Source organism: Xanthomonas maliensis (assembly GCF_009192945.1).
GTDB classification, from domain to species: Bacteria; Pseudomonadota; Gammaproteobacteria; order Xanthomonadales; family Xanthomonadaceae; genus Xanthomonas; species Xanthomonas maliensis.
The window spans coordinates 1-26,570 of sequence record NZ_NSET01000059.1; the positions used below are offsets into that span (position 1 = coordinate 1).

General features: G+C 60.2%; 23 protein-coding genes and 1 pseudogene. 12 read left to right on the forward strand and 12 right to left on the reverse strand.

What is annotated here, in order from left to right:
• Positions 1 to 502 precede the first annotated feature (502 nt).
• Positions 503 to 1,579 (forward strand): hypothetical protein, encoded by a 1,077-nt coding sequence (locus CKY51_RS17660; RefSeq protein WP_152249577.1) that lies wholly within the window; start codon positions 503 to 505, stop codon positions 1,577 to 1,579.
• Positions 1,580 to 1,755: 176 nt separating this feature from the next.
• Here CKY51_RS17660 and CKY51_RS17665 read toward each other — a convergent pair whose 3' ends face one another.
• From CKY51_RS17665 to CKY51_RS17675, 3 genes are all read right to left on the reverse strand, one after another.
• The gene (locus CKY51_RS17665; RefSeq protein WP_152249578.1) at positions 1,756 to 2,160 is read right to left on the reverse strand and encodes a hypothetical protein; all 405 of its coding nucleotides are present in this window, start codon (positions 2,158 to 2,160) and stop codon (positions 1,756 to 1,758) included.
• A 214-nt stretch (positions 2,161 to 2,374) separates the two neighbouring features.
• Complete coding sequence (locus CKY51_RS17670) at positions 2,375 to 4,660, reverse strand: nSTAND3 domain-containing NTPase (protein ID WP_152249579.1); 2,286 nt, start codon at positions 4,658 to 4,660, stop codon at positions 2,375 to 2,377.
• Positions 4,661 to 4,803: 143 nt separating this feature from the next.
• Positions 4,804 to 5,658 carry a hypothetical protein gene (locus CKY51_RS17675; RefSeq protein WP_152249580.1) on the reverse strand — a complete coding sequence of 285 codons (855 nt, stop codon included), beginning with the start codon at positions 5,656 to 5,658 and terminating at the stop codon, positions 4,804 to 4,806.
• A 723-nt stretch (positions 5,659 to 6,381) separates the two neighbouring features.
• Between CKY51_RS17675 and CKY51_RS17680 the strand changes: the two genes are divergently transcribed.
• From CKY51_RS17680 to CKY51_RS17700, 5 genes are all read left to right on the forward strand, one after another.
• On the forward strand, positions 6,382 to 6,654 hold the full coding sequence (locus CKY51_RS17680) for a hypothetical protein (RefSeq protein WP_152249581.1): 273 nt from the start codon (positions 6,382 to 6,384) through the stop codon (positions 6,652 to 6,654).
• Positions 6,655 to 6,761: 107 nt separating this feature from the next.
• Entirely contained in the window at positions 6,762 to 7,487 is a 726-nt protein-coding gene (locus tag CKY51_RS17685) for a hypothetical protein (protein WP_022972430.1), read from the forward strand.
• Positions 7,477 to 9,342 (forward strand): hypothetical protein, encoded by a 1,866-nt coding sequence (locus tag CKY51_RS17690; protein WP_244952552.1) that lies wholly within the window; start codon positions 7,477 to 7,479, stop codon positions 9,340 to 9,342. The genes CKY51_RS17685 and CKY51_RS17690 overlap by 11 nt, the downstream gene beginning before the upstream one ends.
• Before the next feature lie 46 nt (positions 9,343 to 9,388).
• Positions 9,389 to 10,372, forward strand: coding sequence for a P-loop NTPase family protein (locus CKY51_RS17695; protein WP_228737043.1), 984 nt, complete (start codon positions 9,389 to 9,391; stop codon positions 10,370 to 10,372).
• A gap of 40 nt (positions 10,373 to 10,412) precedes the next feature.
• Positions 10,413 to 11,834 (forward strand): TniQ family protein, encoded by a 1,422-nt coding sequence (locus CKY51_RS17700; RefSeq protein WP_152249582.1) that lies wholly within the window; start codon positions 10,413 to 10,415, stop codon positions 11,832 to 11,834.
• 700 nt (positions 11,835 to 12,534) lie between these two features.
• On the opposite strand, the gene CKY51_RS17710 is transcribed toward CKY51_RS17700, so the two are convergent.
• The 5 genes and pseudogenes from CKY51_RS17710 to CKY51_RS17730 form a co-directional block, all read right to left on the reverse strand.
• Complete coding sequence (locus tag CKY51_RS17710) at positions 12,535 to 12,843, reverse strand: hypothetical protein (RefSeq protein ID WP_152249584.1); 309 nt, start codon at positions 12,841 to 12,843, stop codon at positions 12,535 to 12,537.
• Between the two features lie 44 nt (positions 12,844 to 12,887).
• Positions 12,888 to 13,110 (reverse strand): annotated as a pseudogene (locus CKY51_RS17715) (hypothetical protein).
• Between the two features lie 33 nt (positions 13,111 to 13,143).
• Positions 13,144 to 13,737, reverse strand: coding sequence for a hypothetical protein (locus CKY51_RS17720; RefSeq protein ID WP_152249585.1), 594 nt, complete (start codon positions 13,735 to 13,737; stop codon positions 13,144 to 13,146).
• A 461-nt stretch (positions 13,738 to 14,198) separates the two neighbouring features.
• Positions 14,199 to 15,176, reverse strand: coding sequence for a leucine-rich repeat domain-containing protein (locus CKY51_RS17725; RefSeq protein WP_152249586.1), 978 nt, complete (start codon positions 15,174 to 15,176; stop codon positions 14,199 to 14,201).
• Positions 15,177 to 15,771: 595 nt separating this feature from the next.
• Complete coding sequence (locus CKY51_RS17730; protein ID WP_211904911.1) at positions 15,772 to 16,695, reverse strand: NADP-dependent oxidoreductase; 924 nt, start codon at positions 16,693 to 16,695, stop codon at positions 15,772 to 15,774.
• Between the two features lie 44 nt (positions 16,696 to 16,739).
• Between CKY51_RS17730 and CKY51_RS17735 the strand changes: the two genes are divergently transcribed.
• Complete coding sequence (locus CKY51_RS17735; protein ID WP_211904913.1) at positions 16,740 to 17,654, forward strand: AraC family transcriptional regulator; 915 nt, start codon at positions 16,740 to 16,742, stop codon at positions 17,652 to 17,654.
• 74 nt (positions 17,655 to 17,728) lie between these two features.
• Here the strand turns inward: CKY51_RS17735 and CKY51_RS17740 are convergent, their stop codons facing one another.
• Together CKY51_RS17740 and CKY51_RS17745 are read right to left on the reverse strand one after the other, a co-directional pair.
• On the reverse strand, positions 17,729 to 18,883 hold the full coding sequence (locus tag CKY51_RS17740; protein WP_152249587.1) for an epoxide hydrolase family protein: 1,155 nt from the start codon (positions 18,881 to 18,883) through the stop codon (positions 17,729 to 17,731).
• Between the two features lies 1 nt (position 18,884).
• Positions 18,885 to 19,799 (reverse strand): NmrA family NAD(P)-binding protein, encoded by a 915-nt coding sequence (locus CKY51_RS17745; protein ID WP_152249588.1) that lies wholly within the window; start codon positions 19,797 to 19,799, stop codon positions 18,885 to 18,887.
• Positions 19,800 to 19,979: 180 nt separating this feature from the next.
• Here CKY51_RS17745 and CKY51_RS17750 point away from each other — a divergent pair, with 180 nt between their 5' ends.
• The 5 genes from CKY51_RS17750 to CKY51_RS17770 all read left to right on the forward strand — a co-directional run bounded on the left by CKY51_RS17750 (position 19,980) and on the right by CKY51_RS17770 (position 23,965).
• Positions 19,980 to 20,621: a TetR/AcrR family transcriptional regulator gene (locus CKY51_RS17750; protein ID WP_152249603.1), complete on the forward strand. Its 642-nt coding sequence runs from the start codon at positions 19,980 to 19,982 to the stop codon at positions 20,619 to 20,621.
• A gap of 307 nt (positions 20,622 to 20,928) precedes the next feature.
• Positions 20,929 to 21,597: a hypothetical protein gene (locus tag CKY51_RS17755; protein ID WP_022972440.1), complete on the forward strand. Its 669-nt coding sequence runs from the start codon at positions 20,929 to 20,931 to the stop codon at positions 21,595 to 21,597.
• Between the two features lie 84 nt (positions 21,598 to 21,681).
• Positions 21,682 to 21,984 carry an Ig-like domain-containing protein gene (locus CKY51_RS17760; protein WP_022972441.1) on the forward strand — a complete coding sequence of 101 codons (303 nt, stop codon included), beginning with the start codon at positions 21,682 to 21,684 and terminating at the stop codon, positions 21,982 to 21,984.
• A gap of 430 nt (positions 21,985 to 22,414) precedes the next feature.
• Positions 22,415 to 23,164, forward strand: a complete 750-nt coding sequence (locus tag CKY51_RS17765) for a hypothetical protein (protein WP_152249590.1) — start codon at positions 22,415 to 22,417, stop codon at positions 23,162 to 23,164.
• A gap of 15 nt (positions 23,165 to 23,179) precedes the next feature.
• The gene (locus CKY51_RS17770) at positions 23,180 to 23,965 is read left to right on the forward strand and encodes a hypothetical protein (protein WP_022972443.1); all 786 of its coding nucleotides are present in this window, start codon (positions 23,180 to 23,182) and stop codon (positions 23,963 to 23,965) included.
• A gap of 494 nt (positions 23,966 to 24,459) precedes the next feature.
• On the opposite strand, the gene CKY51_RS17775 is transcribed toward CKY51_RS17770, so the two are convergent.
• Entirely contained in the window at positions 24,460 to 25,143 is a 684-nt protein-coding gene (locus tag CKY51_RS17775) for a response regulator (protein WP_022972444.1), read from the reverse strand.
• Positions 25,140 to 26,525 (reverse strand): sensor histidine kinase efflux regulator BaeS, encoded by a 1,386-nt coding sequence (gene baeS, locus CKY51_RS17780; RefSeq protein WP_022972445.1) that lies wholly within the window; start codon positions 26,523 to 26,525, stop codon positions 25,140 to 25,142. The genes CKY51_RS17775 and baeS overlap by 4 nt, the downstream gene beginning before the upstream one ends.
• Positions 26,526 to 26,570 lie beyond the last annotated feature (45 nt).

Below are 26,570 nucleotides of genomic sequence, written 5' to 3' on the forward strand. Positions count from 1 at the left end.
TGCTCCGGCTACTTGTCCGGGCTGTGTTCCCCGAAAGACCGGGTATGAATCGTCCCGGGTTTGGCGCAGGCCTACTGCTCTGAGTCCGACCGTATAGGCCCGAACCGCCCCGTCCAGTGCCCGCTTCCGGGCAGCTAAGGCATGAACCGCATGACCGCTACGGGTCGAAAGCTGCCCTTCCCTACCCCCGATAAACATCCCAAATCACCCCCCCCCAGCCCCGGCCGCCACTTTCGGCCGGGTTCAGATGCGTGCCGTGGGTTCGTCATTTGCAGAAGGTAGCTGCGGCGCCAGCGCAGCCATGGCCTGCGCAGATGCTGTCGCTGCTGCTCCTTCGCCGCGCATTGGTGCGCGGTGAAGCGTCCCAAAAAGTCATCGTCGCGCGCCGGGCGAGACGCACCTGCTCTGCACGGGCAATGGCACTCCTGTTGTCCGCAATGGCCGGCAGCTCAGCCCAATAACGTGGGAAGATTGCATTCACTGGCTGAGTGACAGGACAAGTATGAAGAAGGCATCGGGAATCTGCTATCTCACGGGGGTGCAGCTAAAGATGTCGCATGGAGATCATCCTACCGATGACGACTGCGAATCACTCGAGCACATCATCCACAACGCGCTGAACGGCACGCTCAGTTCAAGGAAAATACTGTCGCATCGCGCCAACCAGGATCTCAATGAGCTTATCGACAAGGAATTCTTGAAGATTTTCGAAGGATTCACCTTGCGACTCGGTTTTGATAGGGACCGACCGGGTGCTTCGAGCGCGCGAGGCTCGCACGATAACCATCTTGTAGACGTCATCTTCAAAAATGACAGATTTTTTCCAAGAAAACCCTACTTCGATAAGGTCAAGCGAGTGATATATGCGAATTCAATGAAGACTGGTCAGAACTACAGGCAACATCTACTAAACACTAATGTGATTGTGCAAGGGGAGGATGTTGTCATCTATGACGACATGGGGGGGAGAGTGACGCTCCCCTTCGGATTTGATAATAAAATATTCAAGCAAGGATTTGCAAAAATAGCCGCTGGATTTGCAGCGTACAATGGCGTATCTCGTGATAATTTAAAGCTAATCATTGATGCTGAGAAAAAGTCATTCCGGGACAAGATTCTCCTTGTGCCGTCGCTGCCAGTTAGCCCGGTTGAGTTCAAGTTTGAGGTCAATGCGTTCAGGAGTGCGAGCTACCCTGTCCATGCACTTGTGCTCGTAGGATCACGCAAAGATCACCTGCTCTACTGTCACGTGGATCTCTTCAGTACGTTCCAATGGTATGTGCTGCTTGATGATAGCTACGACGGTGAGGACATTGATCACTCATATATCTGCAACTTGTCCGACGGCTCCGAAACTGACTTTCCCACGTACTTTCAGGATGTATTGGGCAGCAGTGAATGCGAAGAGCTTGCGCGAAAATATAAGCGAATAAATTCTGCAGAAATGTTCGAACTATCCAAGAAAGGAACAGACGGCCTCTTAAAGAAGTACAATCGCCTCAAATTCAATTCCCTTTCCGCATTTGCCACCTACCGATTCTTGCTCCGCAAGTCGAATTCGCTGTGGGATGACAAGTGAAGGATATTTTTAGAGCGTATTAGCGCCATGCTCAAGGTCTCTGTGCGTGTGCCGCGGTGGCATTTGGCCGGGCGCATGTTGTCGTCGCGCCATCGGCACCGGCAATTGACCTTTGAATCGGACGACAGCACGTACAGCAAAGCTGGGTGATGAAGTCGGTCAGATTGACTGAATCATCAGAAGTTGCGAAAAGCCTGCTTACCATGAAGGTGGAGATACGTTTTGTACCTCTGTTTTGTGCTCTGCTCAGTCCCTTCGATCAGCAGAACACCATCATCTTCATCAAAGCTCATTTCCTGCCAGGCAACCGAGAACTCGCCATGGAAGTCATGATCGGTGAGGTCGTCGATCTGAACTTTATGGTGGTTCGTATCGTGAACGAATCGCACCAGGCAGGATTCGATGTCGATCAACACCTTCCCGCCGATCGACACAGAAACCGGCACCTGCGCATAGCAGATCTTGCTTCCAAACTTCAAGCCGTTCAGATAGCGCAGGGCGTCAATCAAGGCATCCCTACTCATTTCTATCGCATAGGGGTTCAGCATGATGGCCAGTGCCTCCAAGGAAATCGCAATCATAGGCAGCAGTCGTGAACGCTCGCAATTGCCCACTCAGCCCACAGCGCCCCCACGCGTCACCGTCCAACAGCTGACTTCTGTCCTACCCCCGATAACGCTCCCTAATCCCTATGTGCTTGCTTAGATCTGCGTACCATGATAAGCCAATATCGCCGGCCCTTGTGATTAACGAGTTGGCCTCCATCGCCAGCATTTTGGCCAATAAAACTTCCGACTAATTCTCATACGCTTCCTTGATAGCGTCGATATCGTCGAAGATGCTGCGCACTTGGTTCGCTTCAGGGAGCGGCTTGAGCTTGCCAAGCTTACGCGGCGGCGACGATGTGGGGTTGCTTTCGTCCTCATTGATCCAGTCGGTGGCCCGACTCGACTCGGCGTCGATGATGGCCAGCGCAGCCGGGTCGTACTGATAGCAGCGCCGCAAGGTTTCCAGAGAGGACACGAACGACCACATATGATCTTCCCGAGACCGGTCCGAATTCCAGTCGCTTTGATAGTCGATCCGCACGCTGTGCAATTTCGGAAGCAGTTGCGTCTGCACCTGAGTCACTAGGACAGCATGCTCGGCGTCGGTGAAGACGCCGCGAATCGCAGCGTTATCCAGCGCGTCGGTGTCGCGCCCTTCGATCGCGTATTGACTGACGGTACGGACAAATTCCAACCGATTGGCTTCCGGCAACAAGCCAAGGGCATGCAGGCGTGCCGCCAAACGCACCTCGGGCACGACGCTGAGCACCAGCCCCGGGCTGGAAACGGAGGCGAGCAGTTTGGGGTGCTTGTCCAAGTAGGCTGTGAGGAACTCTTTCGAGCAGCGATTGGACAAGAATCCTAGCCGCCTTCGTCGCGCATCGAACACGGACAGCCAGGAACTCTTGTGCGCTTTGCTTTCGCCAAGGTGATCGAGTTTGCTCAGCATGATTGGAAACAGCGCAGTGGGGACTACGACAGCCTTTTGGATACCAACATCGCCGCAACTGACCTGCTCAACCAGTCGCTCCGGGTCACTACCGTGTAGGTAGATGCCGAGCAGTTCCGGGCTTTGCACTAAGTGCGCGGCGTAAGCATCGCCGATGGTCGGATGCTTGAAGCGCCACACTGCCTCACCGCTGGCACTGGTGTGAACCACTAAGCTGCCCGCCAGCGCATCCAGTCCCCTAATGCAGCCTCCAAGATCGCTGCCCAGGCGTTGCAGCGCGTCAACCTCTGCGGGCTGCAGATCGATCGGGCTCGCCAGCCTATCGTTGCGCATGTAGATGAGCGCGAGCGCTGCCTTGCTGTTGTCATCCAAACCCTGCAGGACCTCGTGCAGCAGTTGCTCACGCTTGTCCACGAACTGACCAAGGTAATACGAATCAATAAACAAGTCCTTGGTGAACAGTGGATCGGCCAAGCGCCGCGCCATTTCGGGAATGAAACGCGGGTGTTCTGCCACGGTTTCGAGGAAGGGTTTGATACCGGTGAGAAAGCTTTTCGACTGTCTGCCGAGCTTGAGGTGGTTGTAAAGAATCTGGCGCCGCTCCTGCCCGGTGAGCTCGTGGACATCGATGACTACTTGACTTTCCTTAAAAAGAGGAAAGGCGCTTTCCTTCAAGTCTCGACGCGCTTGGTTGTATATATAGTCGCGCGACGTCATCACGATCTTGGCGCCCTTGCGCAGCATGGGCTTGAGCTGCGGCAGGACACGGTTCCAACCATGTACCAGGAATTCTTCGTACTGGGTGACGCCGAAGGCATCGTCCAACCAGAAGAACTGGGACGGCTCGTCTGGGTTCCAACGCTTGGCGACTTCGGCTGGCTCATCCAACTTCAACAGCGAAGCGTTCCACTGGTCTAACGCCGCCATCGCCAGCATAGAGGCGATTGTTGTCTTTCCCGCAGCAGGTTCGCCAACCAGCAGCACGAAACTGTGTCGGTCCAGAGCATCGGCAGCTCGCTGATAGGCATCCGTCACCACGACCTTGGCCAGGTCTTCGCGCATCGATTCGATGATGGCGAGCGCTTGGGCATAAGCGCGCTCGTCGAGGATCTGGCTCAAGTCACCTAGGCCGTACATGCGCGGCACCAACATTCGAAGGCGCTTGTGCTCCTGGATCTGTTGCGTGAGCCACGTCGACCCATACACTACGACTTGCTTGACGCCGGCGGCCAGGAAGAGCGCCTCGATTCCTTCGGCGCGCGTCCCCGTGACGCCGGCGTTGGTCAGTAAGACATAGCATTCGCATCGACCGGCGGTGACGAGGCGTTTCGCTTTCTCTACCTCATCGGTTAAATCGGACAGTTGCAGTACGTAAGCAGGTCGGCTGGTGAACTTGCACTGGATGACGAAACGCCCGGTGAAGCTCTCATTGCAGGACGATTTCCAGGTTCCAGAGAAAGCCCCGTCGCGACCGCCATCGTTGCCATCGAGAAACGACTCGACTGTCTGCCCCAGAACTTCGCGGGCGATCGTCAGACAAAGCTGTTGAAAGCTGTGCCAGCCAAGAGTGTGTAGGTCGTACATGGCCCTGATTTTACTACAGGGGCCAATAGGCGAGCCCCGCTTCCGCTTTGGGTTGGAGGCCGCTATCTCCTAACCCCGATGAATCGATCTAATCCCTCTGTCGAACATGCATCCGCCCTCGCGGGCACGAGGATTGCTCGCAATCATGGCAGAGTGAAGTCAGACTTGAGATAGGTGGCATCCCCATAGAACGCTACTGACTGTTGAGGCCCGGCGTACAGCCTCATTTCTCGCTTGACTAATGATCGTTTTAGCTCAAGCTCCATTAGGCGCCTCGCGCACCATCGAGCCACAAGCGTCTGCTTCGCAATATCAAACGCAGTGTCGGTGTCCAGAAGCCCTTTAAGGTACTTGGGGTGCGCGTGGCCAAAGAAGCGGTGACGCGCAAGGTACACATGAGACACGATCAACTGAAGGTTCGCGTCGAACTCGGCGCCGAATATCTGAGCGCCTGCTTTAAGTACCTTGTCCTTTTCATGCCGTTCGAGAATCGCCTCTGTCGCGAGATAGAACTGCATAAAAGCAGCATCAACGAGACCTGAGATTGAGTCCTCTCCTGCGAGAAGGGACATGCCGGTGGAGTAATGCTGTTGCGCCACCTTGGCTTTATCCGACATTTCGAAATCGCCGCCCTCTAGTGATGCTTCGGTGGCTCCACGCTCGTCGATTTCGAACGCAACTCCCCGGGTGAATGGAAGTCTCGACAATATCCACAATGGCAATTCCGGGCCGCGCCCGATATCGGCCAAGTAGGTGACTCGGCCAAAGGTGAGATTGATGTCCGTATGGACTTCAAGTTGCCGAATCGCCTCGGAAAGGACCTCGGGATCGAACGAAAACAACTCTTCGTGATCTCGGAATTCTTTCCAGAACAGGAGGGCAGGCCTGCCTTGATCGAAGTAGCGCATGCCCTGCAGGAACGCGGATGAGATTTCGCCCACGCCCCTTCGGGGGCGATTGGCGTATTCGGCGAGGAACTGCAAAGTCTGTGGAGCCATCAAAGTTTTGAGGACTTCAAAGGAGAAAACTCCGTGTATTGGGGAGATTACTTCCGCTTGTGATGACCTCCATATCTCGACTGCTCTTGCTGGGAACGATGACATTGGTCCTTCCTTAGGTTTCTTTTAGCGCAACCTCAACGGCAAGGATAGACGACGGCAGCGCGACTTTCGTTGTCATATGTCGCGCCTATGAATATTAACTTTAGTTGGCATATACGGAACACGGGCAGCGTAACTTCGCGCTGTTCCAGTTGTCGCTGTCCGGGATCGAAAACCTACTGATTTGAAAGGTATTGTGCGTGGCGATAGGAGCTGCTACGTTCGGTAACCTGCGCCCAGTCTTTATCGTCCGGCTCCGTCAGGCCGCTGTATGCAGGAGGGTTTTTTCCCTCAGCGATAGGCGCGATCTATCTCAGTGCCGACCTCCGACTGCAACGCTGACAGCCGGGGAAGTTGGGTGATCACCGAAGGAAGGGTGAGGCTCGAAAAAGGTCCCGCGTCGTCGCGGGCGGACCAGTTACGTCTGTTCTTCACTCTCTCTAATCCTAGGAGGTGCCCACAGACCACTTCGATCGTGAATATCAAACCGATTGTCACGTTGACCCAAGTGGGGCCCCGATACCGGGGCCCCAGATGCTGCCGCCTAGAGAACTGCAGCGTCGCGCGTTCTTGGGTCCTAGTCAAGTGCTGCCTGCCGGCAGCGCGTCAGGAGATGTCGCGATGAACGTGTACCCGGAATCCGTGCCTGCACCTAACACCGAACTGCTGAGCTCACCTGAGCAACTCGCCTTCGAATTTGCCGGCCTTAACCACGCTGCAGAGCCTGCGTGCGCTGCATCCGCTTCAGCCGAAGCGGAGCAACTTTCCCCTATGCAGATTAATCGGCGTCAGGTGGTAGGCGTCTTAGGTCGGCTGTACCGCCTGGATGTGAATTGCGACCAGATCACAGGGCGGGTGCTGAGTTATCGCCTGTCACCTTTGTCTACGGCCTGACCGTCGCTCCCGCCACATCGCAGCGTTCCTACTCGCGCGCCCTCGGCGCGCACCCCGCATCGCGTGGCCTCCGGCCGCGCTCGCGCTTATTCGTCTGGAGTCATGCCATGACCGCAGGTACTGCCGCCACCCGCGACGAGTTCAAACCCAATTCGCACGTCACCAACCCCACCCTTCCATACGTGCCGCGAAAGCTAACTCGCAGCGAACGCACCCGTCGTGAACTTTTCGTGTTCCACTCACCGCGCAATGCGCGCATTGTAACCGTCACCGAGTTCCTGCACCTGACCCTGGCCCTGCAGCTTGAGTTCGATCCCAACCTGCAGTCCTACGTCGAACGCCCGCGGCGCATCGCGCTGTCGACTCGACAGGACATCGACATTTCGTTCTGGACCCGGAGCAAGCAAGGTGAAGAGCGCTACTACTTGGCGATTCCCGCGTCGGGCACCATCGGGAGCACCAGCGGCATCGTGTCCATCCGCGACCAAGAGGCGCTCGATGCTGCCGCAGAGCGCCACGGGCTCCGGCTGATCTACATCACTGAGCGCGAGCTCATCTCGTCAATCGCCGACTGCGCCGTTCGCTTCGAGCTGCTTCACCACGTATGGGCCTATCAGCGCCTGGTGACGCGCTCGACCATCCAGGACCAGATCCTGGCTCTGCTGACCAATCGCCCGCGCCTCACCCTCTCTGGCCTGATCCAGCACTTGGCAGTCGACGCCGATAGCGTGCGTGCCGTTGTCGCGGGAATGGTGCATGCAGGTAGATTGCGTCTGGTCGACTACACCGCCGGCAGTGCGCAGGCGACGGTGGAGGTATGCCATGCGCACTGACCGAACCGAGCTCTTCGATGCCGAGCAACTGCAGGAATGGTTCAAGCCGGATCTATCTACCGTTAAACCGGCGTTCGTCGACCGCTTCCAACGCCGCTGCGCCGCATTGACCGCAGTGCTCACCGGGGCAATGAGTTTGACCCGCGCCGCCGAGGCCAATGGGCTTTGCCGAAGCCGTCTCAAGCGCATGGCGAGGCTCGCCCCACAGCTCGCACGCGACGGACACCCCTTCGGCTATCGCGTGTGCGTACCTTGGGGCACCTATGAGGGCAACGACGACAATGATGCCCCGCAGATGCCATCCATGGCGGAGCCACATGCAATGCGCAAAGTACTCCGTGCACAACCTACGATCGCGACCTGGATCGAGGGCTTCACCACGAAGCTTCCCCCCGGCCGCCCACCAAAGGCCTTTGAACGTTTGTTCACCAAGATCGTCGCCGAGCTCAAGCGCCTGGATCAGCACGCGTTCTATCCACTAAATCAACCTGACCAGGGCCGGCGGGCGCTGCTGCGGTACTTGCGCAAAGTGCGTATCGATGACATCGCGGTGCCAACGCTGGACGAGATGGGCCCCTCCCTCACAGTACTCGCGGATGCCTTTCGTGGACGGCCGTTTGATCGTTCCGAGTTCGATGCACACTCGGTCGACATTGAAGCCGAACTTGGCGTGGCGCTGCCCAATGGTGGCGTGGTCAAGCGCCGGATCACTAAGTTGTGGTTCCTGTGCGAGGTGGAAATCGAATCTCGGGCGATCTTGGCCTGGACCTTGCGGGTCGGCCGCGCCTACAACAATCTTGATGTGGCGAGCTGCGTTGCACGGGCACTGTACCCTTGGACGCGCCGTGAGCTGACGATCCCTGGTCTGGAGTATGCCCCCGGCGCCGGAATGCCAAGCGGACTGACCGGCGATCGCGGTCGTCGACGCGTTCGTTGCATCGCTATGGACAATGCCAAGGCCCATCACTCGATTAGCTTCGAAGAGGCGATGGGACGTGCGCACGGCGCGATTCTTTACTTTGGGCGCGCCCACGAGCCGCGTTCGCGACCGGTAGTCGAACAACTGTTCTCGCGCCTGGAGCGTGGCGTACTCCGGGACTTGCCCGGCGGATTCGAGCCAGCCACCCGGTTGGGCGAGCGCAAGCTGCGAATCAGCAATTTCGCACCCGGCGATCTTCCAATCCAACTGCACCTGTTCGAAGAACTGCTCGATGTCCTGGTGGCCAACTACAACGCGACTCCGCACCCGGCACTCGGTAGCTTGAGCCCGCTGCAGTTCCTGCAGATGCAGACGCCACGGGCATTCGCGCTGTCCGTGCCCGAGCCAGAGAAGGACGCCCGTGAGATGGGCAGCGTACTGGTGCCGTTGGTCGTGCACGGGAACCGCAAGACCGGAGAAATGCCGCATGTGAACCATTTGTACGTGCGCTACCGCAGTTCCGAACTGGACCAGCGATGGGAGCTAGTCGGCAGAACCGTACTGGCACGCATTTGCCGCCATGACCTGCGCACGCTGCTACTGATGCGAAGCGCCACCGTGCCGCTCGGCTTCGTCCGCGCGATGCCCCCGTGGGACCGTGCACCCCACGACGAGACGACGCGTACCCTAGCCATGCAGTGGACCAAACTGAAGGGTGGGCTCTCGTTTGTCGGGTGCGAGTGCGCCGTGGAGGCCTACACAGATCACCTGCGGAAGCTGGCGTCCAGCTCCCAGAAAGCGGTGGACCAACTGGCACGCATGCAGCAGGCGTCGGGCGCGAAACCGCCTCAACCGACACCGCTGCCGGCGGTCGATCTGACCGTACCCACTCCGCGGCGAGGCTGGGTCAGCTTCGACGGCTCGCGCGACCACTGACGGCCACTCACTTCTGCTCTAACCAATCTTGCGTGCGGAGGCTCACATGTCTTCGGAACAACACCCTATCTTCGTCCCGAACGGGTTTCATATCTCCACGCGGCCTATCGAGGCGTTCGCCAACTACGTGCTCAGCAACGTCGAACTGGACCACCATGGCGCCCCTGCCTACGGCGGTGGCGGTTTGGGCAAAACCAGCGCCCAGGAGTACCTCACTCAAAACGTGTCGCGATGGCTGGTGGATCGCGATAATAGGCCGATCGGCGTCGCCAGTCGTCTGATCATGCCCAGTGGGCAGCGACGCAGCGACGGCGCGTTCTATACCGCGCTCAACACTCGATTGAACCTGACAACTTCCGATCGTCTCACACCACAACGCGGCAAGGACCGGATCGTGAACTTCGTCAAGACACGATGCGGCCAAGCCGACCTGCCGTTGATGGTCATGTTCATCGACAACGCTCAGCGCATTACGCGGGCTGAGTACGACTATCTCGCTGACATCGACGAGCAGGTGACGGATGCGAAGCTGCGCCTGTTCATCGTTTTCGTCCGCCAAAACGACGCCACAGGCGTTAACGCGCATGACGACTGGGCCGGCTATCCCTCTCACCTCTTGCGGCGCTGGTTCATGTCGACCCACGCCTTCCAACCCCTTATAGGATTGGCGGAGATTGCGCACGCCCTGGATCGGTACGACCATTCTGCAACGTGGCCTACGCCGGACATGCCGTTTTCTCGATTCTTCGCCTCGGGCGCGTACGACAGTGGCTGGCGCCTAGCGGCGCAGGCGGGTCTGATTCTCGAGGGCGTGATCGCGTTACGAGCCGAAAACAGGTTGCCGACCAGTGATGCCTGGCCGATGGCCACATTTGCCCTTACCGTTCGCCATCTGCTCGCCAATGCCGCTGAGGAGCGAGGTTTCGACGAACTGACGCCAGCACACGTGCGCGCCGCCCTGCTTGCGAGCGGCTACCTGCGGCTGGAGTACGTTCGGGCCAACCTGATCTCAGGTGATGAGGCGGCGTAACATACGTGAAGCGGTACCCAGCAGCTGTGCGCCACTCGCGTTGTTCGGGGCCGACTTCGACATCTACCCGCATCTGTCCGGGTACGGGCTGCTGCTTCGCGTGTGCCGCCTGATGGCATTGGAGCCGCGCGAACTGGTTTCCTCTCTCGGCCTCCGGCTGAGGAAGGACATCAGCCTGTTGGTGCAGGTTCAACGTCCCGGCCGCGCACAGATGGCCCTGTGCACGGCCGCAGGCGTCGACCCGGCGTACGCCAGAACGCATTGGCTCCCTGAGAGTTGGTCGCCGATCCAGACCTCCGGCACCCTTGATCGACCGGCCCCGGTTCGACAGTGCCCAGAGTGCGCGCAACATGGATACCACACGGCCGCGTTTCAGCTGCCATCAATCGTCGAGTGTCCTTGGCACGGTCAGCGATTGATCGAATCTTGCCCGCGCTGCCACCGTCCACTGTTTCCGCTGCTCGGCGGTCCCGAGCAAATGGGTGCCTGCCCTTGCGGCTTCGATCTGTTCGATGTCGATGTGGCATCGGCACAGATGCGGCGATTTCCGTCGCTGCACGCAGAGGGTTGGCTTCAAGCCTACTGGCTTTGGGCCCGGGACCAGCGCACCACTCGCTATCTGGTGGCTCCCGATCGCGATTCCCGATGGCGCGAGCACTACCGTCACCAGGCGGCGCTCCCGGACGCACTGCTGCCGGATGTCGCTGCTCTTGAGATTGAAGAGTTCAATGCGGCGGGACTCGCCGAACTTGATAGGCGCCAGTGCTGGGCCTGGTGCCTGCTAGGCTCGGAACGTCCGATGACGTACGTTCCACTTCCTGCGCGTGTGCTTGCGATGCTAAGCGAAGTGAGCGAAGAGGTAGTTCGTGGACTTCCCGCGGACGTCCAAACCCCACTGGAGTTGGTCACCTTCCATGGCTTGGACGCGAAGGTGGCCTTGCGCGACAATGTCCACGCCCGTCCTGATTGTTTCATCGCGCCGCACAGCGCTGCTCGTGGCAATGAGATATGGTTGAACCTGTCGGCGATCGAGCCTGAAATGCTACAACTGTGCGGCCGCCTCATCGACCGCGTGATCGCGGCCTGTGGCCTCGAGCTGGACGACCAAGCCAGATCACTGCAGGCGGCGCGCAGTCACGCTCTGGAACAGATTGCCGGGCGAGACTGCCTGTTGCGCGCACTCGAATGCCTGATCCGACGCGGCTACGCCCAAGGTCTGGATTTGGTGCTCCGCGGACATCTCCAAAGCGGTGTGAAGAGCAGCGTGAGCTGGTGGCTGCCATCGATCGAGGTTCTGGCTCGACCGGGACATCTCGACCAGATCCGAATCACTTGGCTTCGGGTGCCAACACCCGAAAGATGTCGAATCGTGGACATTCCACTCACCATACCAACGGCCAAGACAGCGACCGTCCCTCCGTCGAGGCGGTCGCGCCCTGCCGCCTCGCGGCCACGCAGATAGAACTGCGGGGCAGATTGCCGTCGCCAACGCAGACTCCGGGGCTATTTGTCGGCACCAGACTTAAGTTGGTGGTGTTTGAGCGAAGTTCGCCGCGAATGTGGCGACTTGTCTTCGACTCATCCTACTAAGGATTCGCCCCGTCGCCAGGAAAAATCCCAATTATTCAATCAGTTAGATCTGTGGCGAATTCTTGTCGTCAATCAACACGATCTGCATCGGCGTGTGATCAACAACCATGTGGAACTGACGGGCCCATGGGCTGGCTGGCGGCTAGCTGGCCGCGACCTGGTGGCGCCAGTCGGCGAACGGATACCTGAGCGCAGGCTATGTGGCCTGCTATGGCGAGCGGATGCCAGTGACGTACCGGGCGCACTATCTCGGTGGACACTCTGAGCCGCTTGCATGGGTGGCTTGTCAGCAGCTTTCTTCTTGAGGACAGCTTCTCGTTATCAGTAGACCAAGCGCAAACCTAAGGGCCGTTGGAAAAACGATGGTTGCACGCTGTTTCCATTAATTCTCCACCAGGCGTTCCTTTCTGAATTTTGCTTTCGGAAACAAACGGCCATACTTCGCGTCGAACGAAAGAAGCATCCGACGAGGATCCCGCGAGGGCCTGGTTGTCTGCTGCAATAGCTCCGCCGGGCAGGTTTTCCACTTTTATCTGTCCAAGTACACGAAGCTGCGAGCACAACCCCATCCACTAAGCATCTGGCTCATCAGCTGCACGGCTATCTCCCGTCAGGTATCCAGCAAGGTGGAATGCTTCGTGTGACACGAGATCCACAATATTTCCAAGAGTTCTTTTATCGTCGGTAAATATAGGTGCAGCCAAGCTAAGAGTGGCGCCACTGACGCGAAATGATGATTTACTATTTTTGAATCCAACTCCTGCTGGGAGCAGATACATGTGAATAGAGACGGGATGTTGCTTGTAGAGAGATAGCACCTCACGAAGAGCACCTTCAATCGCAATGCAATAGCGCGCAGTGTCGGGCTTTGGCTCTTGCATGGATACTTTAATATTCAGGCCATCGGCAGTGCACTGAAATTCGCTTAGGGCCAGGGCGCCATTTGGGCGCCCCTCCCTATTCCTGCCGGGCAGGTACATATCCGTCTTGACATAAGTCAAAAGGCCCAATCGACTCACGGAAATGAGATTGAACCCCTCCACGCTGACGCCGTCGGGAATGTCTGGAAATGACCGGCAGCCGCCCAACACGATTACCAATCCAGCAAGCCAGAAATGACGTATCAATCGCGACCCCATGAGCGACATGACCGGAAAAAATCCCTTGGTAGTTTTATGGAATCAATTGTTATTGCAAGGGGTTGGGGTAGGGACGCGCGGACAAGAAGTTCCATCGAAAGCAACCGAATACGTAGCCTGTGTGCTTCCCTCGTACTTCGATTGTCCGGCAATGACTTGCGGTCCAGCCGCATAATTGGAGCGAAAGCGAACAACATCATAGGTGATTTTGTCCGCGCTACTTGAGTTGGCATAGGCCCAGTCATTGATGGCGTTAGGGTCTTGGGCCTTCAACAAGGTTCCAACTTTTACCCATGAAAACACGCGACTCGCCTGCACGGCGCCTGTTGCTGAATTTGAAAGCGTAACGACAAAGTCACCTCGACTTGGATATGGAATCGTGGATCCTGAAGTGTCCAGCTCATAGCTCTGCGCATCTGCCACAATGTTCATGACATCCATCGCCATCGCCATCATTGGCCCACCACGCTCCCATGTTGCTTCTGCACCCACTTTACATTCCCCGCCCCACCCGCACGATTTGAGCACTCCCCGTATACTCGAGCTTTTGTAAAGTTGACAGAGCATCCTGTTGAACCCACGGATACTGCAATCAGAACAGGCATAAAGAAATATATTAAAAGTAATACCTTTCATAGCCAAATGTCCTTTTAAGCCATTGATATAAGCGGACTAAACCGCATGAAGACAATGACGTAGATTTTAACTCCATACAGTGACGGGATCTGCATTTCCATCAATGCGAGAAAGCCATGCGCTCTCCGTACCGTCAGCCCGCTTGCAAAATCTCCACGCAATGTGACGCTTCAGGAGCGCTCTCAGCGACCTGGCCTGCGTCAGCATCCACATCTGCAAGCGTCAAAAGGAGACATGCGCCCTACCCTCGATAAACATCCCTCATCCTCGGACTATTCGAGATTGTCGAGCGATATCTCGATTTTCAGAGGCGATTTGGCGAATTGTGCCAAGCGATCCGATACGACGTCGCCTCCATATCTCACTGTACAAAGAGTTGCGGCAGGCACTGGCGTCCTACGTGCCATCCCAGGCACAACGAGCTTGCGTAAAGACCACAGTTCGCCCACTGTGCGGCGGACCTACTCCGCTTCCGCTGCAGCTTCTGCTGCGGCCTTCTTGAGATTCAACTTGGCCATCCGAGCCCTAACCCCACCTTCGCGATCACCAAGCCGTTCAAGGATTTGGCGTTCGCTGAGCGTAAAGTGCTTCTTCTTTGTGAATGCTACGTGCGCCAGCGTCGGATGATCCACAAGCGGCGCCATGTTGCCATCGAGCACGTCCGTATCTAGGAAAACAAAGCTCTGCAAGGAGCACAAGCGGCTGACGAACCGTACGTGATCGAGAGGCGAGCATTTCATGTACCTCAGGTTGAGCAGGTGTTTACCCCTCACCAGATCCGCAAAACCACGGGTGATCTTGCAGTGCTCGAAACGCAGGTCACGAAGCTCGTTAAGGTCACCGATTGGGTCGATGTACTCAAGCTTCGGCGCGGAACTGACGAAGAGTTCGCGCAGACCTTGCATTGTTTCGAGCCCTTTCAGGCTCTGTAGCCGATTGGAATAGAGCGAGAGCTTCTCCAGCGCGGGCATGACGGACAATTCGGTGACGTCACCTGATGCTGATCTGAACCCGCCGAGTGCCAAACCCTTCAAGCGGTCGAGGCTTGCGTCGACGCGAAATTTCCTGGTCCATGGTTGGCCTAGTGATTCGAGCTTAGTGAAGGGCCTAATGTCGTCGATGGCGTTCGGCCCCGCGTTGGTGAAGAAATGCTTGAGCCACTCGGCGTTAGCTCGCAGGACAGACAAATCGACTTTGTCAAAAAGCATCAAATGGAGATCGGCTACAGGGAAGAAGGCCTCAATGAAATCGATGTTCTTGAGGCCAGGGTTCTCGTGATCCGAAATGCCGAGTTGCGTGTACCGCCCAGTTCGCCACAGCTCTACGCATTGGGGTACGTGCTCCGCGTCAACGTAGAGCGTGCGGCCTTGCAGTTCGAATTCGAACACTGAATCGACCACTCGCGCTCGTCCGGGCATGGCAGTTTGATTGCTTTTCATGGCGGCTAGTCTGCCACGACCCACGACCCACGACTTACCGAATAGCGCGACCCACAGTCGGCGTTCGGCGACGCTATCCCGAAATGTCGGCCCAGAGGGGGTGGTCGCCCGCTTATCCATAGAGCGGTAATCCAGTAATTGAGGGTGAGCATGCTTGCTCGCCATCCAGACTCGAATAGAGCAGCGACTCTCAGCCTGTGAGTGCCACACTGGAGGCGCATCGCGGCTACCTGAAAGCGTTCGAATATCGCCTCAGGGTCATGATCATCACACACCCTGATCCTGACCAACTCGCACGCGCATGGGAGAAACTACTCCCCAGCATCCTCGGAAACCATGCAGATGGGATCAGACCCGTGTTCATGGACGGCTTTAAACAGGCAATAGCATTTCTCACTGAGCAAATCGGAGACGTGTGAGGACCCGGCCAAAGTTCGCAGCCTCGATAACGCTCCCTAATCCCAATCTTGTTGCCCGGGCCAGCCTATCCTTGAGAAATCCCCATGTACCGCCCTTCCGCCTTCGGCCAATAGCGAACACCGAGAGCGACAAACGACGAACATCGCCTATTGCGAGATAAATGGTAGCGTCCGCATCACGACGCAACCGTCAACACAATCTTGCCGCGGGCATGACCAGCCTCGGACAGCGCAAGCGCCTGCCTTACATCGGCGAGAGGAAATGCCGCTCCAACATGCGGGGTCACCGTGGCCTGCTCGACCAACGTAGTGAGTTCCTTGAGGCTGGTGGCGTTTGGACGGGTAAAGGATCGCTTGACGGTCACGCCAAAGCGCTGCGCTTCATCCTGCGGGAAGGCCACAATGGTCACCATGGTGCCGCCCTTCCTCAAGGTTTTGAAGGCGCGCTGGAAGGTGTCGCCTCCCAGCGTATCGAGGACCACGTCCACGTCGTGGACCGTTTCTTCGAACGGCTGACGGGTGTAGTCGATGAATTCGTCAGCGCCCAGCCCTCGCACAAATGCCTCGTTGCGCCCCGAAGCCACGGCGGTGACATGCGCGCCATGCGCCTTGGCCAATTGAACGGCGAGAGATCCCACGCCGCCGGCACTGTTCGTGATCAGGAGTCGCTGGCCCGCCGAGAGTCCGGCTTCATTGAACATGGCTTGCCAGGCCGTGGTGCCCGCCAGCGGCAGGGCGGCTGCATGGACACTGTCGAGATTGCCCGGCGTGTCAGCCAGATGGTTGGCCTGGGCGATGGCGTAGTGCGAGAAGCCGCCTGATGCCACCATGCCATAGACCGTGTCGCCCTCCCGGAAATGGTCCACGCCCGGGCCTAGTGCTTCGACCGTACCGACCACCTCGCTGCCCAGTCGAATCGGCAGCGTCAAACCCATTCGCTGCCCTGCTCCGCTGCGGATCTTCCAGTCGATGGGATTAACGCCTGCCGCGCCCACTTTGATCAGGACCTCGCCGGCGTTGGGCACGGGCCTGGGGACGTCAGCGAGCTCGACCTGCTCGTTGGACCCATAGGCTCGGATCAGCACACTCTTCATCGTCATCGCTGCCATCCCGTCTGCGTGGCCACCAGTGATTGCACAGCGTAATGCTAAGCTTCTTCGATGTGACGCCAATCTGCATCGCACACATGCCAAGCGACTTGAACAGCGCTTTCACGATCCGCCGCGCAGCGAAGGCAAAAGGCTCGACACTGCCCCACCACGTCCACGACGAAGGCCAACTGACCTTTGCTGCGTCGGGAACGGTGCAGGTGCAGACCGATGAAGGCGTCTGGCTGGTCCCTTCTCAGCTCGTCGCGTGGGTCCCTGCAGGGGTTCCTCATCGCGTGGAGATCCTCAGCGATGCCGAGCTCTGGATCATTCTTTGGCGAAAGCAAGCGATCCAGGACTGGGCACCTGCTTCGTTCCCCGGGCGAGCCTTCGTCTCGCAGGTGACTCCCTTGCTGCGCGCCCTGCTGGATGAGGCCGTGTCCGTCGACCCTGGAGCCGAGAAGGCCGAGCTGATGGCGCGGCTTGCGCTGCACGAACTGAGCGTGCTGCAGGATGCGCCGACCTTTCTGCCATTGCCGAAGAGCAGCTTGGGCCGGCGTTTGGCAGACCTTGCGTTGGCGGACTATCGCAATGCACTGGATGTGGCCGAACTGGCCTCCCGCGCCGCCACCTCGGTCCGGTCCGCCAGCAGGCTGTTTCCGCAAGAAACGGGAATGACACTGAAGGCCTGGCGGCAGCGGGCGCGGATTGTATGGGCGATGGAGCAGTTGTCGCGCGGCAAGGCCATCCCTGCCGTGGCACTGCAGGCCGGCTTTGCCAGTACCGCTGCGTTCTCGGCTGCCTTCAGGCAGGTCACGGCAACGACACCTACTGCTTTTCAGGGCAGAGCGCGCGCGAAACCTGGCTTGCATCGTGTCGCAGGCGAGCAGTCGGCGAACTCCGCCCCCAAAGACGAGGTGGCCGCTTGGCCCTTGGCCCACGCTGAGCGCGGCGCCGTTACTCGATGCTGATGATCATGGCGTGCAGGCGCAAAGAGGGGCCACGGCGGTGGCGAGCCGCTCGATGCTCACAGACTTGAGAACCATCATCGAAGCGACCGAAAGGTCTCACGCACGTGATCGGTGAAGACGAGCGGATTCTCCATCGCAGCAAAATGCCCGCCGCGCTCTACTTCTGCAAAGAAACGCAGATCGGCGAAGCGCCGCTCTGCCCAACGCCGGGAAATGCGCACCTGCTCTCCGGCAAACATGCTGATGCCGGTTGGCGTCGGCATCGTGTGCGATGGCATCGCTGTTCCAGCTTCCTGCGCCGCTTCCCAATAGAAACGCACGGAGCTGGGCCCTGCGTTGGGGAGCCAGTACAACATGATGTCGTCGATGAGGTGGTCCAAGGCGAACACATTCTCGGGTTCGCCGTCGCTTTGGGAGACGTCCTGGAAAAGCGCGTAGATCCATGCAGCCAGGCCCACCGGAGAATCAGCCAAGCCGAAACCCACCGACTGCGGCCGAGTGCTTTGAAGTCGCATGTAGCCGGAAAATTCTGCTTGGTAGCGTTTGGCGTCGTGGAGCATCCTCTGCTCGGCCGGTGTGGCGTTGGCAATCTCCTCCGTGCTCGGCTCGAACATCACCATATTCAGATGGATGCCCACCAAGCCTGCTGGCTGCATAACTCCAAGCGCTGTCGTGATCGCGCTGCCCCAATCTCCACCTTGGGCCGCCCAGCGCTCGCGATAGCCCAGTCGGCCCATCAATTGAACCCAAGCGGCAGCCGTTCGCCCTACTCCCCATCCCGGCACGGCAGGTTTTCCGGAGAAGCCAAAGCCAGGCAGCGATGGGATCACCACATGAAAGGCGTCCGACGCCTTACCACCATGGGCGACCGGGTCGCTCAACGCGCCGATGACCTGACGAAATTCCAGGAAGGACCCCGGCCATCCATGGGTCAACAGCAACGGAAGCGCGCCGGGCTCCGGTGAACGCACATGAAGGAAATGGATATCCAGGCCGTCAATGGCGGTACGACTGCTGTTCCAGCCATTCACGAGTTGCTCTGTCGCGCGCCAATCGTAGCCAGTCTGCCAACGCTCGACCAGGCGTCGAATGCGTTCGGATTGCGGGCCCTGGCTCTGGTCGCTCACCGTTTCCGCACTGGGCCAGCGGGTTTGCCGGAGGCGTTGCTGGAGGTCATCCAGCAACGACTGCGCAACATGGATCGGAAACGGCGTAATGATCTCCGTCATCTCAAGCTCCCGGTGCATAGGTCTTGGCCAAGGTCTGGCGCGCCGTCTGCCACGCGCGGGCACCGTAACGGTCGTTATCCAGCCGGATCAACTTGCCACGCCCGCTCATCATGTCGCGCAGATATTGCATGCCCTGCCAGGGTGGGAACGGATCATTGCTGGCCGGCGTCAGTGCTCGAACGATACGGATGATCGCCGACATCGCCGTGAGCCCACCCGGTCTTAGCGTGCGATAGCGCTCCCCGGTCAGCTGGGTGAGCAGCTGCGCGATGTCGCGTGGCGAAAGACTGTTGCCGGCAATCCGCAGGTCACGCGGCGGCTTCGGATCCAGGGCAGCCGCAGCGGTGTAGCTGGCGACATCGTCTTTGGCCGTGAAATCGAGCTTCTGGTCTGCGTCGCCAAAGTGCATCACGCGACGGCCCGGAACCACCAGGCGTGCACTGCCCTCAAGGAGTTCCAGAAAGCCGCCGCAGAGAACAGATGTGGCGACGATGGGTGCAGCATCCAGCTGGTCCCTGAAGCGGCGACGAAAATCCAGGTTGCGATTGTCGCCCGGACGCGTCCTTGTATAGTCCAGCGAGAAATCAGACGGGATGAAGCGCAGCACGCCAGCGGAAACCGCTGCCTGCAACAGCTTGCCTTGTTGACCCAGCATGACGTCTTCCAGGCCGTTGAGCGCGGAAACAACGCAGACCGCGCCCTTGATCGCTTCGTGCAGCCGTTCGGCATCGTCCAGCTCGACGCGCCGAATCGGGATGCCACGTTGTTCCAGGACCGCAACGCGGTCCGGCCCTGCCCCCGGTCGCACAAGTGCGAGCACGGTGGCTCCCTGCTCTTTCAGCGCGAAGGCGATGCGGCCACCAAGATCGCCGGTGGCGCCTGCTACAACCACCTGCGAATTCACACCGGTGTTCACCACATTGTTCTCGCTTGAGTCTTCTGGCGCCGAAGGCGGCGGATGGTCAACGCAACAGAACAGACGAGCGTCCTATCGCATCAGCGTTGTTGCCTCTCACCGCCCCGGTAAGCGGACGGCGAACAACTGAACGATATCGTTCAGTTGTTGAAAGCGCAAGTGGCGTGTAACTTTTCGCCGATGAAAGCAGCGAAGCAGAAATCCAAGGGCGGAAGGCCGCCGCTCGAAAAAGCCGGGGACGTCGATCGGCGCCTGCTCGACGCCGCCTTGCAACTCTTCCTGGAGCGCGGCTTCGAGGACACCTCGTGCGAAGACATTGCGCGATTGGCCGGCGCAGGCAAGGCAAGCCTCTATGCACGCTATGCCAATAAAGATGCCATCTTCGAGGCGGTGATTCGTCGCGATGTCGAAACACAGCCCCTACCCGCCGCAGCCAGCGCGCCGATGGATCTGGAGGAGCGGCTACGACTCGCAGGTCAAGGAATCTTGGCGCACGCCCTGAAGCCCGAGACCGTGGCCATGATGCGCCTGGTCGTCGGCACATCCATCCGCACCCCCGAGCTTGCCGCTGAAGTTAACCGCATCGGCTGGGAAGGCGGATTGCAGCGCGTCCGCATGGCCATCCTCGATGGCCCCGATCAACCTGCCGACCCGTCGATGTTGGCCAGCCACTTCGTCGACCTGGTCTTTGCGCCGCATCAACTTCGAGCGCTGCTGGGTGAGCACCCAGACACGCTGAGCGACACTGCATCAGACCGCGTGGAGTGGGCGCTTGGGCTTCTCAGAGCTGCTGGTCAGTTAAGGACTGGGCGTGCTCGTTGATATGCGGTCGTGACTGGACTTGAACCTCCTCCAGGATGAGAGAGTTCCTTTCAGCTTGAGCCGCATCGGATCAAAGGAATGCCGACAATCGTGGCAGTGCAGGCGTTCGACATTGGCGCTGAGCGTACCCAAGCCCCATCGAGCAGCCCGCCCCCTCGCGCCCTCGGTCCGGGCGCGAGGGAGCGGCACACAGCAGCTAAAGCGGGGCTAGCCGAAGAGTGCGGCCAGCTCGCCAGAGCCCTCACAGGAAATCGTATTCATGCCACCGACAAGTCGTGCCAAACGCGCTCTTCCCTGCCTGGCCGCCATGCTGCTCATCGGCGCCGCGGCCTTGAGTCCTGCGGCCCTCGCGGACAATGCTCCCGTGAGTGTCCAGCCTGGGAAGGTCTTCGCCAGCCTAGATGCATTCCAGAAGGCCCTGGCCGGCGGCGAAGATGAGATGACCGGCCTCGTCGCCGGCGAACTCACGGGCATCGGCGAGATACAGGCTGCCATCATCCGGCATCGACATCCGGCGGCTGGGCTCCAGGTCGTACTCATCGCGCGCCGGACGGATGGCCAGACGATCGTCCTGGCCTTGTCCAAGGCCGTGAGCGCAAGCAACATCGAAGCGTCCGTCCATATCGAACGCGGAAGCCTGTTCATCCGCATGGACTCGACCACGGGCGGCGCCTGGGGGACTTACCAGTACAAGCGCCAGATCGACGGGCGGCTCCGCCTGATCGGGATCAAGCTGCACCGTGCCGACAACAGCGGCGAGCCCGATCACGATACGACGGCCATGGTCGACATGGATTTCAACCTGGCGACCGGCAAGATGTTGTTCAAGCGCATGGGCGATACCCGCCCCGCCGAGGCCATAGCGCGTGGTCCCGCGTGCTACCTGGAGGATTTCGCCTTCGATTTCTACAGCTGCGCGGCAAGCATGCGGACCGCCGATGGAACCCCTGCCGATCAGCTGATGAATACGCCATAGATCCGCGGCGCCGCCGCCTGGATCAGGAAGGCCGCCAGCCGACCTACGCATGCTCGCCCGGTCACCAAGGAGAGTTCGAACGCCATGTCACCGGATCGCCCCATCGCACTGCTTGCCGTTGCCCTCACCTGCCTTGCCGCAGCAACCACCCAGGATTTGCGCGCGCAATCATCGTCGTCCGAAGCGCCCACGCAAGGCAGCCTCTGCTCCGCCAACCAGACCACGCTGTTCGACCCCTGCCACGGCACGCTCAGCCTCAACCCGGACGGCAGCTACACCTACACGCCGAACAAGGGCTGGTACGGCACCGACAGCTTCCGTTACCGCGACAGCGACTGCACAGCCGATTCCAACACGGCCGTGGCACATACACGACTGCCTGCTTGATCGCCGGAGCGATCCCGGATATTCAAGCGCAATCGTTTTCCAAATCGCCAAACCCAGGGCAGCCCGTGCTCCACAAGCGAGACTCGGCAGCTCGGCCGATGTCGGCGGCGCGTGGTGGAATGCGCTGGTGCAGGATCCGCTGCTGCCGCCGGTTGATCTGGGCCAGGCGAGCGGCTTGACGATCAAGCGCGTCAACTGAGGGTAACGAGGCGTCACGGGAAAGCTGCCGCGACGCCTCGGATCAACTGGAGAGTCTATGTACTTCCCTGCAGTGAAAAACGCCAGTCGCCGGCGATGGGCGATCGCCGCCGCCCTGCTTGCCGTGGTACCGGCCACCCATGCGGCCGCGGCCTGCCAGAGCGCTGCTTCGCTGTCCGCGCATGGGGCGCAGGTAGCGTTCGCGCAAGCCAAGGGCGCGGCCGGCGAGCATGTGGCGCTGTACTGCGACCAGCCGCATGCGGATAGCGCATCCGCCTGTGCCAGGCAGCGCCATCTCCTGGCTGGCGACCAGGTCCGCGTCATCGATCGCTGCGGCCAGTCCGCTTACGTCGGCTATGCCGCCAAGACAGGCCTGACCACCGGCTGGGTGCGCGAGGACGCGTTGCAGGCGCTCGCCGCGCAGGAAACCTCGTTGGACTGGATCGCGCAGGCCGCGAAGCGCAAACCGTTGCAGCAGCTCAGCCTGCAGCCGTCCTACGAGACGTTCCTGCAAAGCCGCGTGCCCGCAGCGCGCCTGTACCTTGGCATGAGCCGCGCAGGCACGACGCCGAGTTTGTTCAGTGCGGTCGAAGACACAGCCTATACCGCCGCACCGGAACTGATCGATGAGCGTTATGTGGTGTTGTCCGCCTGCCGCGCCCATTCGTGCGACGAGAAGGGCTTGATATGGATCGATCTGCACACGAACACCACCGTCGGCGCCATCGTCCATTTCGATTTCGGCCAGTCCACGGCGAGCGGTCCGGTCCGAAGACTGCTGCTCTGGTCCAGCGACGTGGATGCGCAGCATCTGCCGGAGGCGTTCGTGGCGGCCCTGTCGAAATGGAACGCCGGCACGGTGAGGATCGATCCGGCGACCGACCGTGCGACCGCCCTCGCCGTGGGCGCTGCTTTCGTGGCGGCACATTTTGTCGATCGCGATGGACAGGTCTCAGCGCTCGATGCGCTGTCGGCACATTAACTATCGGTGTTTGCCATGAAGCTCAGTCAGCTGTTCCCTGCCCTGTTCGCCGCCACATCGATCCTGCTCGCCGGCGAAGCCCTGGCCGACGACTATCCCGGCGGTTATTCGCTGGTGCCGCCGGTAGCGATCGGCGGCGTCGAAGGCGGCAGCTCGCCGGCCGACGATGGCCACAACATCACGCTGCCTGCCAAGGGCGCCGAGGCCATCCGCGCGGCCTGCCTCAAGCAGAGCCAGCTGTGGATCTTCGGCGATCCGCAGCCGCACACCTGCACCAAGGCGGCCAGCACGGCCGAGGTGCTCTTGCTCTGGCTGACCCCCGCGGTAACGCCGTCGCGGCAGGGCGTGATGTCGCCGCCGGTGCTGCTTGCCGCAACCGCCTTTCCGCCTCAGCGCTACCGGGAGCGCAAGCTTTCCACCGAGGAAATTGCAATACTGCGCGCCACGCTGGAGAAAGATGGCGCCGCCAAGAGCGCGCAGCCTTTCGCCAACATGAGCGCCGTCGAAATCCCAGGCGGCGACACCGTCTTCTACCTGGTCCCCGGCCGGCACCTGCTCGACACCAACGAAGAGGAAACCTGCGCGACCACGGCCACGCTGCTGTACGTGAAGAATCCGCAGGGCCTGAGCTATGCCGGCGAACTCGAAGCGCATCCGGTGGCCTTCGTACAGCGCACGGCGAACGCGCTGCCGGATGCGCTGGTGGTGAAGGATTGCGGCAAGAAGATGTCGTTGTGGCAGGTGGCACCGAAGGTCCGCCAGCTGATCGACTACAGCAACGGATATGAGTATGGCGGCTGATGCACGGTTGGCCACTGGCGGCTTCCTGGCCGGCACGTTGGTCGAAGACAGCGCCTGAGCAGGACGCACAATCAGCCGCGCAGGTGCTCCGGCCGACTCATACCGCTTCCGGCCACAGACGTGCCGGTCGCTCACGTCTCCGGCGGCACGATCACCACGCTGTGCAACCCCGCACGCTGCGCCAAGCCCGGCCCGAACCGCACGACGTGGTCCATCTTTCATCACCACCGTGTAGTCGGTACGCACTACCAGGGAGCGTGATGGGCAACACGAGGCGACACACGAATGCCCCGGAAACCAGTTGCTTGATCGCTGGGACCTCCGTGTGGACTAGAGCGGGTGAGTTTGTGATCGAGTCGATCAAGCCCGGCAACAACGTGCTGTCGCGACCCGCGAACAAAGGGGCCGGAGGTAATCAAGCAAGCCGCTGGCATAGGGAAATAATGGGCTCCGGTTCTTAGCAAACCCCTGTGCAATTCGCACAGTGGAGCAGCTCAGCCCTCCAGTCGGTACCCCATCCCATAAATCGACCGGATCGGATCTTCGCTCAGGCCGGCGTCGTGAAGCTTGCGGCGCAGGTTGCGCACATGGCTGTCGACGGTGCGGTCGGTGACGATGCGGTGGTCGGCATAGAGGTGATCCAGTAGCTGTTCTCGTGACCAGATGCGGCCGGGGCTGCCCAGCAAGGTGCGCAGCAGGCGGAATTCGACCGCTGTTAGATCGAGTGGCTTGCCTTCCAGCAAAGCACGGCCGTTGGCCTCGTCGATCGCCAGGCCCGGTACGGGCGGGTCGAGCTGGCCGTGTCGATACCGCCGCAGCACGGCCGCCACGCGGGCGATGACTTCCTTGGGGCTGAAGGGTTTGCAGATATAGTCGTCGGCGCCGACCTCCAGCCCGAGCAGGCGGTCGATCTCCTCTACCCTCGCGGTCACCATGATCACCGGGACACCGCTGCTAGCGCGCAAGGCGCGGCACAGCTCTACGCCGTCGCGGTTGGGCAGCATCAGGTCGAGCAGGATGAGATCCGGGCGGTGTGCGCGAAATGCATCTAGCACCGCGGCGCCATCGGCCACCCATTCGCTGCGGTAGTCCGCCGCGTGCAGGTAGTCGCGCAGCACGGCAGCCAGGCGCGGTTCGTCCTCGACCACCAGCACCAGTCCCTTGTCGGCGGCGGTCATGCGTCCACCGCTGGCAAGGTCAGCACGATGCGTAGGCCGCCCAGCGGCGAGGCGTCCGCATGCAGCTGTCCCGCGTGGGCCTGGGCGATGTTCTGGCAGATCGCCAAGCCCAGGCCACTGCCGCCGCTGGCGCGATTGCGCGAGGCATCGACACGATAGAACCGTTCGAACAGCCGCGCCCGTTTATCCGCATCCACGCCGGGCGCGCTGTCGTCCAGCACCACCTGCACCTGTGTGCCGCGCTGTCGCGCCGACAGCGTGACGACCCCGCCGGCATCGGTGTAGCGCAAGGCGTTCTCCATCAGGTTGGCGATGAGCTGTTGCAGCCGGCGCTCATCGCCCTGCACGCGCAGAGGCGTTTCGGGCAGGTCGCTGCGCAGCGTCAAGCCGGCTTGCTGGAAGCGACTGCGCAGCGGCGCCAAGGCGCCATGCAGCAAGGCCCCGAGGTCGATGGTGTCGAGGCGGTAGGCCATCGCGCCGGATTGGGTGAGTGCCAGGTCGTGCAGGTCATCGATCAGCTTGCCGAGCTGGCCGACCTCGGCCTGCAACGGCGCCAGCGTCGCCGGGGTCATCGGGCGGATGCCGTCCTGGATCGCTTCCAGTTCCGCGCGCAACACCGCCAGCGGCGTGCGCAACTCGTGCGAGATATCGGCCATGAACGCGCGCCGGGTCTGCTCGGTGTGTTCCAGCGTATCTGCCATCTGATTGAAGCTCTTGGCCAGTTGGCCGATCTCATCCTGGCGCCCAGCGTCGATGTGCACCGCATAATCGCCGGCCGCCAGACGCTGCGTCGCCGCCGCCAGCCCACGCACACGCCGCAGGAGCGCGCGCGACAACGCGAGCGCGACCAGCGCGGCGACCAGGACCGACGCGATGCCAATGCCCCACCAGAGCTGCTTCTGTTGTTCGACGAAGCGCTGCTCGTTTCCGGCCAGCACGCGCTGGAACGGCACCATCGCCATCCAGCCCACGGTGCGGTGGTCGACCACGATCGGGCGCCGGATCGCATCGGCTGCGACACTGGGATTGCCGGCGATGCGATGGCCTTGCGCATCCAGCAGCGCGAACCGGAAGACCGCGCCGCTCTGGTCGGAGACCGGCGGTGTCCGCTGATCGGCATCGATGCCCTCGGGATCGTCGGGGCGCAGCAAGTCGAACCAGATCTCCGGATGGCCGCGCACGAAATTCCAATCGCCATGGCGCGCGTATTCGCTTTGCAGGCGCGGCAGCAGGCGTTCCATGCGTCCGATGCCCTGGTCGTTGAGATAGCCCAAAAAGCCGCGCTCGAAGCCGATTCGCGTGCCCACGCCATTGATCAACAGCACGAGCGCGCATGCGGCCAGGATGGCGCAGAACACCTTGGCGGTGATGCCGAACTTCATCACGCGGTCGAGAACCTGCAGGGCGATAGGGCCGCTCCATTAACG

Coding starts and splice junctions, on each gene's coding strand:
- CKY51_RS17685 (WP_022972430.1), top strand. CDS start 6,762: ATGACCGCAGGTACTGCCGCCACCCGCGACGAGTTCAAACCCAATTCG.
- CKY51_RS17710 (WP_152249584.1), bottom strand. CDS start 12,843: ATGCAAGAGCCAAAGCCCGACACTGCGCGCTATTGCATTGCGATTGAA.
- CKY51_RS17750 (WP_152249603.1), top strand. CDS start 19,980: ATGAAAGCAGCGAAGCAGAAATCCAAGGGCGGAAGGCCGCCGCTCGAA.
- CKY51_RS17695 (WP_228737043.1), top strand. CDS start 9,389: ATGTCTTCGGAACAACACCCTATCTTCGTCCCGAACGGGTTTCATATC.
- CKY51_RS17760 (WP_022972441.1), top strand. CDS start 21,682: ATGTCACCGGATCGCCCCATCGCACTGCTTGCCGTTGCCCTCACCTGC.
- CKY51_RS17690 (WP_244952552.1), top strand. CDS start 7,477: ATGCGCACTGACCGAACCGAGCTCTTCGATGCCGAGCAACTGCAGGAA.
- CKY51_RS17720 (WP_152249585.1), bottom strand. CDS start 13,737: ATGAAAGGTATTACTTTTAATATATTTCTTTATGCCTGTTCTGATTGC.
- CKY51_RS17730 (WP_211904911.1), bottom strand. CDS start 16,695: ATGACGATGAAGAGTGTGCTGATCCGAGCCTATGGGTCCAACGAGCAG.
- CKY51_RS17725 (WP_152249586.1), bottom strand. CDS start 15,176: ATGAAAAGCAATCAAACTGCCATGCCCGGACGAGCGCGAGTGGTCGAT.
- CKY51_RS17775 (WP_022972444.1), bottom strand. CDS start 25,143: ATGACCGCCGCCGACAAGGGACTGGTGCTGGTGGTCGAGGACGAACCG.
- CKY51_RS17680 (WP_152249581.1), top strand. CDS start 6,382: ATGAACGTGTACCCGGAATCCGTGCCTGCACCTAACACCGAACTGCTG.
- CKY51_RS17660 (WP_152249577.1), top strand. CDS start 503: ATGAAGAAGGCATCGGGAATCTGCTATCTCACGGGGGTGCAGCTAAAG.
- CKY51_RS17670 (WP_152249579.1), bottom strand. CDS start 4,660: ATGTACGACCTACACACTCTTGGCTGGCACAGCTTTCAACAGCTTTGT.
- baeS (WP_022972445.1), bottom strand. CDS start 26,525: ATGAAGTTCGGCATCACCGCCAAGGTGTTCTGCGCCATCCTGGCCGCA.
- CKY51_RS17735 (WP_211904913.1), top strand. CDS start 16,740: ATGCTAAGCTTCTTCGATGTGACGCCAATCTGCATCGCACACATGCCA.
- CKY51_RS17755 (WP_022972440.1), top strand. CDS start 20,929: ATGCTGCTCATCGGCGCCGCGGCCTTGAGTCCTGCGGCCCTCGCGGAC.
- CKY51_RS17770 (WP_022972443.1), top strand. CDS start 23,180: ATGAAGCTCAGTCAGCTGTTCCCTGCCCTGTTCGCCGCCACATCGATC.
- CKY51_RS17675 (WP_152249580.1), bottom strand. CDS start 5,658: ATGGCTCCACAGACTTTGCAGTTCCTCGCCGAATACGCCAATCGCCCC.
- CKY51_RS17665 (WP_152249578.1), bottom strand. CDS start 2,160: ATGATTGCGATTTCCTTGGAGGCACTGGCCATCATGCTGAACCCCTAT.
- CKY51_RS17740 (WP_152249587.1), bottom strand. CDS start 18,883: ATGACGGAGATCATTACGCCGTTTCCGATCCATGTTGCGCAGTCGTTG.